The sequence below is a fragment of the Mesorhizobium sp. BH1-1-4 genome (assembly GCF_020165665.1).
GTDB lineage: Bacteria > Pseudomonadota > Alphaproteobacteria > Rhizobiales > Rhizobiaceae > Mesorhizobium.
Map to the genome: position 1 here is coordinate 50,580 of NZ_JAIUIN010000011.1, position 12,904 is coordinate 63,483.

The 12,904-nt window shown below is 59.7% G+C and carries 11 protein-coding genes and 1 tRNA gene; 8 read left to right on the forward strand and 4 right to left on the reverse strand.

Annotated features, from left to right (window positions below; all coding sequences use genetic code 11):
• Positions 1–22: 22 nt before the first annotated feature.
• Positions 23–1,171, reverse strand: a complete 1,149-nt coding sequence (locus LB569_RS19585; protein ID WP_224693738.1) for a porin — start codon at positions 1,169–1,171, stop codon at positions 23–25.
• 451 nt (positions 1,172–1,622) lie between these two features.
• Between LB569_RS19585 and LB569_RS19590 the strand changes: the two genes are divergently transcribed.
• The 3 genes from LB569_RS19590 to LB569_RS19600 all read left to right on the forward strand — a co-directional run bounded on the left by LB569_RS19590 (position 1,623) and on the right by LB569_RS19600 (position 3,330).
• Positions 1,623–1,713 (forward strand) — tRNA-Ser (locus LB569_RS19590).
• Positions 1,714–1,807: 94 nt separating this feature from the next.
• Complete coding sequence (locus LB569_RS19595; RefSeq protein ID WP_224693739.1) at positions 1,808–1,951, forward strand: GIY-YIG nuclease family protein; 144 nt, start codon at positions 1,808–1,810, stop codon at positions 1,949–1,951.
• A gap of 203 nt (positions 1,952–2,154) precedes the next feature.
• On the forward strand, positions 2,155–3,330 hold the full coding sequence (locus LB569_RS19600) for a porin (RefSeq protein ID WP_224540658.1): 1,176 nt from the start codon (positions 2,155–2,157) through the stop codon (positions 3,328–3,330).
• 193 nt (positions 3,331–3,523) lie between these two features.
• Here the strand turns inward: LB569_RS19600 and LB569_RS19605 are convergent, their stop codons facing one another.
• Positions 3,524–5,188 carry a tetratricopeptide repeat-containing sulfotransferase family protein gene (locus LB569_RS19605; protein WP_224693815.1) on the reverse strand — a complete coding sequence of 555 codons (1,665 nt, stop codon included), beginning with the start codon at positions 5,186–5,188 and terminating at the stop codon, positions 3,524–3,526.
• Between the two features lie 177 nt (positions 5,189–5,365).
• Positions 5,366–7,030 (reverse strand): tetratricopeptide repeat-containing sulfotransferase family protein, encoded by a 1,665-nt coding sequence (locus tag LB569_RS19610; RefSeq protein ID WP_224693740.1) that lies wholly within the window; start codon positions 7,028–7,030, stop codon positions 5,366–5,368.
• Between the two features lie 119 nt (positions 7,031–7,149).
• Here LB569_RS19610 and LB569_RS19615 point away from each other — a divergent pair, with 119 nt between their 5' ends.
• Complete coding sequence (locus LB569_RS19615; protein WP_224693741.1) at positions 7,150–8,262, forward strand: pyridoxal phosphate-dependent aminotransferase; 1,113 nt, start codon at positions 7,150–7,152, stop codon at positions 8,260–8,262.
• Here LB569_RS19615 and LB569_RS19620 read toward each other — a convergent pair.
• The gene (locus tag LB569_RS19620; protein ID WP_224693742.1) at positions 8,259–8,768 is read right to left on the reverse strand and encodes a MarR family winged helix-turn-helix transcriptional regulator; all 510 of its coding nucleotides are present in this window, start codon (positions 8,766–8,768) and stop codon (positions 8,259–8,261) included. The two genes, LB569_RS19615 and LB569_RS19620, sit on opposite strands and share 4 nt — an antisense overlap.
• A gap of 206 nt (positions 8,769–8,974) precedes the next feature.
• Here LB569_RS19620 and LB569_RS19625 point away from each other — a divergent pair, with 206 nt between their 5' ends.
• From LB569_RS19625 to LB569_RS19640, 4 genes are all read left to right on the forward strand, one after another.
• Positions 8,975–9,259 (forward strand): acylphosphatase, encoded by a 285-nt coding sequence (locus LB569_RS19625; RefSeq protein WP_224693743.1) that lies wholly within the window; start codon positions 8,975–8,977, stop codon positions 9,257–9,259.
• 63 nt (positions 9,260–9,322) lie between these two features.
• Positions 9,323–9,970, forward strand: a complete 648-nt coding sequence (locus LB569_RS19630) for a TetR/AcrR family transcriptional regulator (RefSeq protein ID WP_224693816.1) — start codon at positions 9,323–9,325, stop codon at positions 9,968–9,970.
• A 73-nt stretch (positions 9,971–10,043) separates the two neighbouring features.
• A complete protein-coding gene (locus tag LB569_RS19635) occupies positions 10,044–11,207 on the forward strand; it encodes an isovaleryl-CoA dehydrogenase (RefSeq protein WP_224693744.1) in 1,164 nt (387 codons plus the stop codon).
• 1 nt (position 11,208) lies between these two features.
• Complete coding sequence (locus LB569_RS19640; RefSeq protein ID WP_224693745.1) at positions 11,209–12,816, forward strand: carboxyl transferase domain-containing protein; 1,608 nt, start codon at positions 11,209–11,211, stop codon at positions 12,814–12,816.
• Positions 12,817–12,904: the final 88 nt, after the last annotated feature.

Here is a 12,904-nt window from a genome sequence, read left to right on the forward strand (position 1 = left end):
TTCACTTGTAAGGAACCAGCCCTTAGAAGGAGCGCTGGAAGCGGAGGATACCGCCGATGCCGTCGGACTTCGCATGATAGTCGCTGGCAGCTGCGTTGACATAGTCAACTTCGGCCGTGACCGTGAAGCCTGGCACCACATCATAAGCGATGTTCGCTGCGATGCCGAGCTTCTTGCCTTCGTCATAAGAAACCTGGGCGTTGAAGGAGGCCTTCTCGTTGAACTTATACGAGCCGCCGCCCCAGATCGCCCAATTGCCATCCCAGAGCTTGAAGAAATTGTGGCCAGAAGGATTCGGCTGGAAACCACCAACGTTGAAGTCCTCGGAGCCGTAGCCACCCATGACGAACAGCGACAGTTCGTTGGTCGCATTGACGTCCAAGCGAACCTTGCCGGCGAACTCGCCGAAGTTGCTGTCATAAGCCGCAACACCGGTGATGGCGCCCCAGCCCTGCGTCCACTTCACGCCACCGACGACGTGCGGGACATAGCTATCGATGGTGTATCCGCCAGTGCCTTCTTCCAACGAGACCACGGCCGAGAAGCCATTGCCAGCATCGAAATAGTACTGAACGACGTTGGTGTCGAACGAGCCGTAAGGAACGAGCGTGTCCTGGATGACGTTGCCGGCATAGCCGATGAACGTATCGAAGGCCGATTCGTCTTTACCGACGCGGAGACCACCGAGCTGGATCCAAGCGAAGTTCAGCGAAACAGGCTTGTTGTAGGCGAAATTGTTTGGATCGCCGTCAACAGCGGTGCCATCCACATAGTAGGTGTGGCCGAAGCCGCCCTGATTACCGAAGTTGAAGCGGGTTTCGGTGTAGGTCTTCAAGGTGCCGAGTTCGGTTTCCTGGCCGGTCCAGGTCTTCAGCGTGAAGCGGGCGTTCTTCTGCCACGTGTCGTTGACGCTGCCGTCCTGCTTGTCGACAGTCTTCGCCCCATCAAACGATTCCAGATCGCCAGCGCCGATATCGTAACGGACATAGCCGCCGATGCGCAGGCAGGTTTCGGTGCCGGGGATGTAGAAGTAGCCAGCGCCATAGACGTCGCAGATCTTGACGTATTCCGCGGGCTCCGGCTCGGCGACGACGACGGCGTCGGCGGCGCGCGCACCGGAAACTGCGATCAGGGCCGCAGCGGAGCCGAGAAGAAGGCTCTTGATGTTCATTTTCTGACCTCCAGTCAAAAGTTAAAAAACGGGTCTGGGTATTCTTTGCTGAAGGACAGCGTTCCCTGCCCCATCCCCACTACCGAAAAAGATGCGCACCGCGCCGCTTCCTCGAGACCGACATTACCCATGAGCCGGCGGCGTTCAACAACGATCGTACCAGCGAAAGGGCTGTTCGGCTGCTATCCCCCAGCGTTGTTGCACAAATGACACGATTTGGCCTCACTCAGAAAGCTCTCGTTAACCATCAGGCCCGCCGCGACCGGCTATTTCCGGCCGAATCCCGCATTCGGCCCACGGAATCATGGCGAGGCCGCGAGTCACCGGCCGGGGATTTGCCGCATAACCGCCGCATCGCGGAAATCCGCGGCGCCGGCGCGGCGTTATTTTCCATATTAATGACGCGGGCTTGTTGATTGTGCCGGCGCTTTTCTTTATCCAGCGCCTCAACGGAGAGGTGGCCGAGTGGTCGAAGGCGCTCCCCTGCTAAGGGAGTAGAGGTCAAAAGCTTCTCGTGGGTTCGAATCCCATCCTCTCCGCCACCCTACGCCCTGCGGGCTTCGGGTGGCAGGCCACCCGGAACCGCATTTGGGCGTAGGAGTGTCGACCGAAGCTACGAAGTAGCGTAGGGGGACCATGTGGTACGTCTATTTCCTGGAGCTCCGTAACGGCGATATCTATGTCGGATCGACAAACGACCTTCGACGCCGCGCCGAATCGCACCGATTGGGTAATGTTCCATCGACAAAGGCCTACCTGCCCGTAGCCTTGAAGAGCTAAATCGCGGTCGAACCGAGGCCAACGCTCGCCAACTCGAGAGATATTTCAAGACCGGATCGGGCAAGGCTTTCGCGACCAAGCGTTTCTTGCAGACCGCGCCTCGCTGACCGCCACCATATCATCTAACTGAAATAAAAGGGAAAACGGCTCTCGTGGCAGCTTTTCGTCGGCCTTCGCTCGCGATTCTGACTGGAGGTCAGAAAATGAACATCAAGAGCCTTCTTCTCGGCTCCGCTGCGGCCCTGATCGCAGTTTCCGGTGCGCGCGCCGCCGACGCCGTCGTCGTCGCCGAGCCGGAGCCCGCGGAATACGTCAAGATCTGCGACGTCTACGGCGCTGGCTACTTCTACATCCCCGGCACCGAAACCTGCCTGCGCATCGGCGGCTATGTCCGCGAGGACATCGGCGTGGGCGATGCCGGCTCGTTCGATGGCGTCAATCACGTTCCGGACCACATGAACGCCGGCGACACCGACTCGACCTATTGGAAGAACACCCGCTTCACGCTGAAGACCTGGACCGGCCAGGAAACCGAACTCGGCACGTTGAAGACCTACACCGAATACCGCATCAACTTCGGCAACAATTACGGCGACTATGATGACGGCCGCACCATCTCCCAGAATGGACCAAATGGCTGGCGGGCAGGGAACAAGAGCAGTGCCTTGGAATTCGCCTGGATCCAGCTCGGTGGCCTGCGCGTAGGCGCTGACGAATCAGCCTTCGATACGTTCATCGGCTATGCCGGCAACGTCATCAACGACACGATCGTCCCTTACGGCGCTTTCCAGACCAACGTCGTTCAGTACTATTTCGATGCCGGCAACGGCTTCTCGGCCGTGGTCTCGCTCGAAGAGGGCTCCGGCTTCGATTCGATCGATAGCTACGTTCCGCATGTCGTCGGCGGCGTGAAGTGGACGCAGGGCTGGGGTGCGATCACCGGCGTTGTCGCCTATGACAGCAACTACGAAGAAGTTGCCGGGAAGGTTCGCCTGGACGTCAACGTCTCCAACGAATTGTCGCTGTTTGCCATGGTCGGATATGGTTCCGACAACAACCTCAACGATTCGAGCAACAACATCGACGCGCTCGGTCGCGGCTTCTACAAGCAGTGGGGCGGCAACTGGGCGGTGTGGGGCGGTGGCACCTACAAGTTCAACGAGAAGACCTCGTTCAACCTCCAGGCTTCGTATGACGACTGGAAGGACATCGGTGTAGCGGCGAACGTCGCCTACACCGTCGTTCCCGGCCTTACGGTTACGGCCGAAGTCGACTGGCAGCGCGTCGGTCAGGGCGCCATCGACAATGACTCCGTCTGGGTTCTGGCGACCAAGAAGGACAATGTCGGCGGTCTCCTCCGCTTCCAGCGCGACTTCTAATCAATTCGCCTTGGCGAAATCGAAAACCCGGCGGGCAACCGCCGGGTTTTTTCGTGGTAGCGGCAAAATGCAGCTTCGCCACGGGCCTCTGCGCAGCGGTTTTCCCAGCAGGTGAGTAGCGCTTTCCCTTAGGGATTGCATTGGAACAAATAGATAGAACGTTTCCGCGAAACGCCGAACCGCTGGCGCTGACTCAGCCGCCGGCCAGATCACCCAGGGCATCGATCAGCGGCTGGATTGAACCTCCATAAGCCTTCCAGCGATTGACCGAGGAGGTGTAGATCGGTTGTCGAACCTGCCAGCGGCTGAACGTGTTCACCGAACCTGGCTTGTCAAAGAACCGCAGACAGGCATCGTCCCAGGGCAGACCCAGATGGTCGATCAAGCGACGCGATTGCGCTCCCTGGTCGGAGACCATGTCCTCATAGCGGTTCTCAAGGATCTGCCCTGGAAAGACCCTGTCCCAGTGACGCATAAGCCGGTCGTGTTCGCGATAATACAGTCCGAGTGTCTGGAGATCGGCGGTATAACTATTGTCCTCATTGAAACTCAGGAAATAGCACGAGAGGCAATTGTCGATAGCATCGCGACGGCAATGAATGATGCGTGCGTTGGGAAACAGCACCCTTATAAGGCCGATAAGTTCGAAATTATGCGGCAATTTGTCGACGATACGCTGGGCGTTGGGGGATCGTTGCCGGATATGGGCAAGATAGTCTTCAGCCAAAGCCTTCGACTGATCCACCGTCATGGTCAGGATGGAGCTTCGCAATTCTTCCGGCGAGCGCGTTTTGGGCGCGAGACCGTTTGTGATGCGCCGGAGTTTTGTCAACTCGCCAGCGCCATAAGCATCCGGGTGGCTCGCACAGATTTGCTCGGTCAAAGTGGTGCCCGAACGCGGCATGCCAAGCACGAAGACAGGCACTTCCGAAGAGCTCCCATGTCCTGCCTTGGCGGCCAGCATCCCGGGGCTGAACAGTTCGATCAGGAAATCGACGCTGTTGCGATAAGCCTCCAGGTCAAAGCCGCGGGTCGAGCGCTTTGCCTGCTGAAAATGGCCCATCGCCTCGTCATAGCGCCTGATATCGTTGAGCACCTTCCCGGCCGCATAGTGGAGCTGTTGTATGCTTTTGTTATCAAGCGCCGGATTTTTCAGTTCGGCCAGAATGGATTTTAGCTCCGCCGGCTCTTCCTTGAATTTTCGTATGCTGACCAGGCCGTTGTAGGCAGCGGCGACATCCTGGCGACGGGCGATCGCCTCATTCATGTAGTTTGCCCCCTCATCCATCCGGCCGAGGCTTACAAGCGCGTTGGCCAGCCCTATTCGGATAGCGGAACGGCCGCCGTCGATCTTGAGCGCTTTCTCATAAAGCGGCACCGCGTTGTCGGCCTTGCCGGATTCGGTGTAGGCGCGGCCTAGCGCGCAAAGCGCCTCGACCCAGTCGGCTTTCAATTCGCATGCAGCCGCAAAATGCCTGATTGCATCCGGATGCTCGCCGAGCTTCAAATAGGCTTCACCCGACATCAGGTGATATTGCGGATTTTGAGGTGCCTCTTTTACCGCTCGCTCAAAACATCGAATCGCCATCTCGTCGTCCACGCCGAGCGCAAAGGTTCCAAGCAAGTACAAGGCAAGGGCATGTCGCGGATTGCGGGCCAACACGCGCTGACATAGCGATTCCGCTTCCAACAACCGATTCGCCTGATGAAGTTCGATCGCCTGCCGGAGCAGCACATCATCGTCCCGGGGACGAGATAGCGGCGTCGCTGTCGGTAGAGCTATTTTTGGTTGGGGGACCTTTGGTTCGGATGGGACTTTCAGGTGTTTGGACCAGGCCGGCGGCAATCGATTGCTCATCATTCCCAGCTAGCAAAAAAAGCCAATCGAATCCAGAGCATCTGACCACATCGGCGGCTTCCAAACTGAAGGCGTATACGTTGGCGGCAGGCTCTTACGTCGAGCACGGTTGCTCCTCGGAAACAGAACTGGCTTGTGCCGCAACTTTTAATTCCGACTCGCAAGCTGCCGTGATGATCAGGTGTCCGCCAGGTCGCCCAGCGCTTCAATCAGCGGCTGAATCTCGCATTCATAATTCTTCCAGCGCTTGACGGAAGATTTGTAAATCGGTTGACGCACCTGCCAACGGCTGGGCGTGTTGACGGAACCGTCCCGGTCGAAAAAGCGCAGGCAGGCGTCATCCCAAGGCAGCCCAAGATCGTCAATCAGACGGCGCGACTGGGCTTCCTGATCCGCAATAAGTAACTCGTAGCTGTTTTCGAGAATGGTTCCCGGGAAAACGACCTGCCAATGCCGCATCAAACGATCATACTCGCGATAATACAGCCCCAGCGTCCGAAGATTAGCGATGTAGCCGTGCCCCTTGTTGAAATTTGAACCGAAGCACGAGATGCAATTGTCGATAGCATCTCGAGTGCAATGGATGATCTTGGCCCTAGGGAAAAGAATTTTGATGAGCCCAATCAACTCGAAATTGTGAGGCATTTTGTCGATGATACGAACCGCCGTGGGCCCCTGCCTCGTGATATCTGATAGGTATTCCCGAGCCAGCGCCTTAGACTGGTCAGCGGTCATCGAGACTATAGTATTACGCAAAGCCTCAGCTGACCGCGTTCGGAAACCCATTGGATTCGCGATGCGTCTTAATTTGGTTTGCTCCCCAGCGCCATACACATCCGGATGACTTGAGCAGATCTGCTCAGTCAAAGTAGTTCCGGATCGTGGCATGCCGAGGACAAACACAGGTATTTCAGTGAAGTTGCCGTAACCGGCTTTCGTTGCCATCGTTTCTGGGCTGAATATGTCGATCAGGGTATCTATCCAGTGGCGATAGGAATTCAAATCAAAATCGTATCCGGCAGCTATTTTCGCTTTTTGGAACTGATCCATAGCTTCTTCGTAGCGCTGAAGGTCATCGAGCACTTTGCCAGCGGCATGATGAAGCCTTTTTGCAACTTCTGGAACAAGCTCCGGATTAACAAGTTCGTTCATAATGGATGCCAGTTCGGCCGGCTGCTCGGTGAATTTTCTGGTGTGCACCAGATCATTGTAGGCCAAGCCAATATTCAGGCGACGTCCAATTGCTTCCTTCAGATAGCCTCTAGCTTCATTCATACGACCAAGGCTGATAAGCGCGCCAGCCAGGCCTGTTAGAACCAGAGGATGATTACTATCGATTTTGAGCGCTCTCTGGTAAGGCGTCAGAGCCATTTCGGCCCTACCGGATGCCACATAGGCGCGACCCAGCCCGCAAAGAGCCTGAACCAAATCTGGCTTCAATTCACAGGCAAGTTGCAAATGATTGATAGCCAGAGGGTGGTCGCCAACCTTCAACAAACTTTCGCCGAGACTGAGTTGATAGTATGGATTGCTCGGCTCCTGCGTGGCAGCTCTAGCGAAATACTTGACCGCCAACTCGTCATTGTATTCGTCATCGAACTCAAGCCCCAACGTTCCAAGAATGTAGAGGGAAAGCGCGTGGTTTGGCGTGTGCGCCAAAACGCGATGGCATAGTTCCTCGGCCTCCGGGAATCGCTTGGCTTGCTGAAATTCGAGAGCCTGTCTCAGCAAAACGTCATCGGCCCGAACTCGTGGCAATGGCATCGCTTTTGGCTGTGTCGTTTTCGGCCTTGATTGGACCTTGAAATGCTTGGACCAGGCGGGCGGCAGACGATTGTTCATTGCGCCTCGCTAGCAAAAAGAGGCGAAGGAATCCAGCGTTGCGGTTGCCGGTTGCCTGACGGTTGCACGGCGTAGCCGGGCACGTTAGCAAGAAGCCCCTACAAACACGAGCTTCCACCATGCCACAGCGCCCCGCCCTCTCGCCAATCATCGCAGCACTTCCGTCGACCGTGCCGTTTGTCGGCCCAGAGGCGCAGGAGCGTGAGCGCGGGCGCGCTTTCCGTGCCCGCATCGGCGCCAATGAGAGCAGCTTTGGCCCCTCGCCGCGCGTCATCGCGCGCATGCAGAGCGTCGCGCGCGACCAGTGGAAGTATTGCGACCCAGACAATTACGACCTGAAGGTTGCCGCCGCCGCGCATCACAATGTGGCGGTCGAGAACGTCGTTGTCGGCGAAGGCATTGACGGGCTGCTCAGCTTGGTGGCGCGCATGTATGTGGCGCCCGGCGATGCGGTGGTCACCTCGCTCGGCGCCTATCCGACCTTCAACTTCCACATTGCCGGTGTCGGCGGCCGGGTGGTGACCGTCCCTTACGAGAACGATCGCGAAAGCCTGGGCGGCCTGCTGGCTGCGGTCGTCAGGGAAAAGGCGCCGCTGGTCTATCTGTCCAACCCGGACAATCCCATGGGGAGTTGGTGGGAGGCGGATGAAATCATCCGCTTCATCGAGGCCTTGCCGGAAACCACGATGCTGGTGCTCGACGAGGCCTATGGCGAGTTGGGGCCGGCCTCGGCCCTGCCGCCCATCGATGTCTCGCGGCCGAACGTCATCCGCATGCGCACCTTTTCCAAGGCCTACGGGCTTGCCGGCATACGCTGCGGCTATGCGTTGGCTGAGACGCAAGTCATCAGCGACTTCGAGAAGATCCGCAACCACTACGGTGTCAGCCGCATGGCACAGATCGCCGGTGTCGAGGCGCTCGCCGACCAGGCCTATCTCGAGACGGTGGTGGCGCGCGTCGCCGCCGGACGGCGGCGCATCGCCGCGATCGCCGAACGGAACGGGCTGAAGCCGCTCGCCTCGGCGACCAATTTCGTCACCATCGACTGCGGCCATGACGCCGCTTTCGCTCAGAAAGTGCTGCAGGGGCTGTTGTCGCGCGACGTCTTCATCCGCAAGCCGATGGCGCCAGGGCTCGACCGCTGCATCCGCGTCAGCGTCGGTCTCGACCACGAACTGGATATCTTCGCCGAGGAATTGCCTGGTGCACTGGCAGCGGCGCGCGGAAACTAAGGCATTTCCAGACGATCGGAAGCCACCGCCGTATCGAGCAGTGAGCTGAGGCGCGCGAGCATGTCCGACAACTCGACGGCCTCCTGGTCGCCCAAGGCCGCGGTCAAGCGAGCAAGATCGCGATCCGCCGCGGCCTGAAGGCTGGTCAATGCCGCCAGGCCGCGTTGCGTGAGTGAGAGAATGCGCCGACGCATGACGTCAGGGCCTGAACGCGTTTCCGTCAGACCGGCGGCAGAGAATTTGCGAAGGATTCTGGTGACATAGCCAGCATCCAGCTGGAGCGCGCGAGCGATTTCGGATGCCGCTGGTGCGAGATCGAGTTGAAGCGCCCGCGCCAGAAAGCCTGTCTTGCCGCCAGCGACGGGGGCGATGTGGCCGGGTCGCCGACCCAATTCGAACAGCACACGTGCCTCGGTCAGCGTGTAGGCGCTATGCAGGAAGGTTTCGTCCAGCAGTCCGATCAGGCCGGTATAGAGCCGGTTGAAACGGCGGATGTCATTGATCAACGCTTTCCGATCAACTGGCATGTCAGGCGCCTTCCCAAAAGGGTTCACGCTAGACTTTTTGCAGAAAACTTGACCTAGTCAACTATTTAATAGGCCAAGTCATACACCGCCGAAACCCAATGCGACCCATCATTTGTTCGCAGTCATCCCTTCAAGCAGTTGCCTTCGTTCGATCCTGCGCCAGACTCCATGCAAGGGAGCGAGCCATGGATGACCGGACGAGAGCAGTGCAGGCGCGCGTGTACGGCAAGGTGCAAGGTGTCGGCTACAGGCTGTGGGCGCGAAGCGAAGCGACCGGGCTCGGGCTGGTGGGCTGGGTGCGCAACGAGAGGGATGGCTCGGTGACGGCATGGCTTGCCGGCGCCGACGCGGCGGTTGCCGCCATTATCGAGCGACTTCGCCATGGCCCGCCAGGCGCTTCCGTCTCGCGGCTTGACGTGGAGGAACTGGAGACCTGGACCACGCCTGGAGATTTCAGGATCATTGCCTAGGCGAAACTCACTCTTGAATTAATTGAACGTTCGTTTTATTGTATTGTCATCAACGAGGCGATGATGGCACGCACCGCGGGATCAGACGGCGAGCGAACCGAAGCGGCAATCCGCGAAGCCGCCGTCGGCCTGATCGCGCGCTACGGCTATGAGGCGATGTCGATGCGCCAGTTGGCCGCCGAGGTCGGCGTGCAGGCGGCCGCGCTCTACCGCTATTTCCCGACCAAGGAGGAGCTGCTGTTCACGCTGATGCGCGAGCATATGCAAGGACTTCGCGAAGCCTGGGAGCGCTTGAGGGCACCCGGCGCGGATCCATCGGGGCAGCTTGCCGCCTATGTGCGCAATCACATCGCCTTTCATATCGAGCGACGCCACGCCACGCATGTGTCGAACATGGAATTGCGCAGCCTGTCTCCCGACAGGCTGACACAGATCCTGCGCATGCGCACGGCCTACGAAAAAGAACTGCGATCGATCCTGCGCGATGGCGCCGAGGCGGGCATTTTCAGCATCGAGGACACCGGCCTGACGGCCATGGCGCTGATCCAGATGATGACCGGCGTCATCGTCTGGTTCCGGCCAGGCGAGCGGCTGTCGATCGCTGAGGTCACGACGACATATCTTTCGATGACAATGCGCCTCGTCGGCGCGAAGATCGATGTCAATACTACAGCGCCGCGCGTCCCGGCGGACGCGCAAAGGACGCTGTAGCACTGGAATTTCGCCCATGAGCCTTCCCGAAGATCGAAGTCGATTTTCGGGGTCATGCGGCAGGAGGAACGGCATGTACACGAACACGCTCAGCTTCGGGCATGACGAGGATGTCGAGGCGTTGCGCGACATGGTGCGGCGCTTTGCCCAGGACAGGATCGCGCCGATAGCCGCTGATATCGATCGCGAGAACGAATTCCCAGCGCATCTATGGGGTGAACTCGGCGCACTCGGCCTGCTCGGCATTACCGCCGATCCCGATTTCGGCGGCAGCGGCATGGGCTATCTCGCCCATGTCATCGCGGTCGAAGAGATTTCGCGGGCCTCGGCGTCGGTCGGCCTCTCCTATGGCGCCCACTCCAATCTTTGCGTGAACCAGATCAACCGCTGGGCAACGCCGGCGCAAAAGGAAAAATACCTGCCGCCGCTGTGTTCGGGCGAGCATGTCGGGGCGCTCGCCATGTCGGAGCCTGGAGCCGGCTCCGACGTGGTGTCGCTCAAGCTGCGCGCCGACAAGCGCAATGACCGCTATGTGCTCAACGGCACCAAGATGTGGATCACCAACGGTCCGGACGCCGAGACGCTGGTCGTCTACGCCAAGACGGACCCGGAGCGGAAGTCACGCGGCATCACCGCCTTCATCGTCGAGAAGGCGATGCCGGGGTTTTCGGTGGCGCAGAAACTCGACAAACTCGGCATGCGGGGGTCCAACACCGGGGAGTTGGTATTCGAAAATGTCGAGGTGCCGTTCGACAATGTGCTGCACGACGAAGGACGCGGCGTCGAGGTGTTGATGTCGGGTCTCGACTATGAGCGCACCGTGCTTGCCGGCGGGCCGATCGGCCTGATGGCGGCGTGCCTCGACGTGGCGATCCCCTATGTTCACGAGCGCAAGCAGTTCGGCCAGCCGATCGGGGAATTCCAGCTGGTGCAAGGCAAGCTTGCCGACATGTATACGGCCATGAACGCAGCGCGCGCCTATGTCTATGCCGTCGCCGCCGCCTGCGACCGCAGCCAGACCAGCCGCAAGGACGCCGCCGGCTGCGTGCTGTTTGCCGCCGAGAAAGCGACGCAGATGGCGCTCGACGCCATCCAGTTGCTTGGCGGCAATGGCTATATCAACGACTATCCGACCGGCCGGCTGTTGCGTGACGCCAAGCTCTACGAGATCGGCGCCGGCACCAGCGAAATCCGCCGCTGGCTGATCGGCCGCGAAATCATGGCGGAGGGGGTGTAGCATGGCCGTCCTGCAGACCCAGATCTCCCCCTCCTCCGAAAGCTTCCGCGCCAATGCCGAGCGCATGCGGGCTCTGGTCGCCGACATCGCGGAGAAGGCGGCAATCGTCGAGCGCGGCGGCTCGGACGAGGCTCGCGAGCGTCATGTCGGCCGTGGCAAGCTGTTGCCGCGCGAACGCCTGGCGCAATTGCTGGACACCGGTTCGCCCTTCCTCGAGATCGGCCAGTTCGCGGCGTGGTCCATGTATGGCGAGGAGATCTCGTCGGCCGGCCTGATCGCCGGCATCGGCCGCGTCGAGGGCACCGAGGTGATGGTCGTCGTCAACGACGCCACGGTGAAGGGCGGCACATATTATCCGTTGACGGTGAAGAAGCATCTGCGCGCACAGGAGATCGCGCTGCAGAACAATTTGCCGTGCGTCTATCTGGTCGACAGCGGCGGCGCCAACCTGCCCAACCAGGACGAGGTCTTTCCCGACCGCGAGCATTTCGGCCGTATCTTCTACAACCAGGCCAACATGTCGGCCGCCGGCATCCCGCAGATCGCCTGCGTCATGGGCTCCTGCACGGCTGGCGGCGCGTACGTGCCGGCGATGTCGGACGAGACGATCATGGTGCGCAACCAGGCGACCATCTTCCTCGGCGGACCGCCGCTGGTGAAGGCGGCCACCGGCGAGGATGTCAGCGCCGAGGATCTGGGCGGCGCTGACGTGCACACCAGGCTTTCCGGTGTCGCCGATCATTATGCGTTGGACGACGAACACGCGCTCGCCATTTGCCGGCGCATCATCAAGAACCTGAATCGGAACAAGGCTGTAAGCCTGAACTTACACAAATCGATTCCGCCGCTTCATCCCGCGGATGAACTCTACGGCATCGTGCCGACCGATCTGCGCCAGCCCTATGATGTGCGCGAGGTGATCGCGCGCATCGTCGACGGCTCCGAATTCGATGAGTTCAAGCAGAATTACGGCACGACGCTGATCACCGGCTTCGCCCATCTCCACGGCATGCCGGTCGGCATCATCGCCAACAATGGCGTACTGTTTTCCGAGAGCGCGCTGAAGGGCGCACACTTCATCGAACTGTGCTGTCAGCGCAAGATTCCGCTGGTTTTCCTGCAAAACATCACCGGCTTCATGGTCGGCCGAAAATACGAGGCGGGCGGCATCGCCAAGGACGGCGCCAAGCTGGTGATGGCGGTGGCGACCGCCAAGGTGCCTAAGGTGACCGTCATCATCGGCGGTTCGTTCGGGGCCGGCAATTACGGCATGTGCGGCCGCGCCTACTCGCCGCGCTTCCTGTGGATGTGGCCAAATGCCCGCATCTCGGTGATGGGCGGCGAACAGGCGGCAACGGTGCTGGCCATGGTCAAGCGCGAAGGCATCGAGCGCAAGGGCGGGGAATGGAGCGCCGAAGAAGAGGCGAAATTCAAGAAGCCGATCCTGATGAAATACGAACATGAGGGCCATCCGCTCTACTCATCCGCCCGCCTTTGGGACGACGGCATCATCGATCCGGCCAGGACACGCGAGGTGCTGGCGCTCAGCCTCTCCGCGGCACTCAACGCCGAGATAGAGGAGACACGCTTCGGCGTGTTCCGGATGTGATGACGAGCAAGGCGTGGGACGCGATCGGCGTCCGTGCCCGTTGTCGTTTCAGCCGTCAAATTGTGGAACTATACCGAGGTGCCGTTGC

Bases quoted from the DNA above. Each gene is read 5' to 3' on its own strand.
- LB569_RS19605 (WP_224693815.1), bottom strand. From the start codon at position 5,188: ATGAGCAATCGATTGCCGCCGGCCTGGTCCAAACACCTGAAAGTCCCA.
- LB569_RS19595 (WP_224693739.1), top strand. From the start codon at position 1,808: ATGTGGTACGTCTATTTCCTGGAGCTCCGTAACGGCGATATCTATGTC.
- LB569_RS19625 (WP_224693743.1), top strand. From the start codon at position 8,975: ATGGATGACCGGACGAGAGCAGTGCAGGCGCGCGTGTACGGCAAGGTG.
- LB569_RS19585 (WP_224693738.1), bottom strand. From the start codon at position 1,171: ATGAACATCAAGAGCCTTCTTCTCGGCTCCGCTGCGGCCCTGATCGCA.
- LB569_RS19635 (WP_224693744.1), top strand. From the start codon at position 10,044: ATGTACACGAACACGCTCAGCTTCGGGCATGACGAGGATGTCGAGGCG.
- LB569_RS19630 (WP_224693816.1), top strand. From the start codon at position 9,323: ATGGCACGCACCGCGGGATCAGACGGCGAGCGAACCGAAGCGGCAATC.
- LB569_RS19615 (WP_224693741.1), top strand. From the start codon at position 7,150: ATGCCACAGCGCCCCGCCCTCTCGCCAATCATCGCAGCACTTCCGTCG.
- LB569_RS19600 (WP_224540658.1), top strand. From the start codon at position 2,155: ATGAACATCAAGAGCCTTCTTCTCGGCTCCGCTGCGGCCCTGATCGCA.
- LB569_RS19640 (WP_224693745.1), top strand. From the start codon at position 11,209: ATGGCCGTCCTGCAGACCCAGATCTCCCCCTCCTCCGAAAGCTTCCGC.
- LB569_RS19610 (WP_224693740.1), bottom strand. From the start codon at position 7,030: ATGAACAATCGTCTGCCGCCCGCCTGGTCCAAGCATTTCAAGGTCCAA.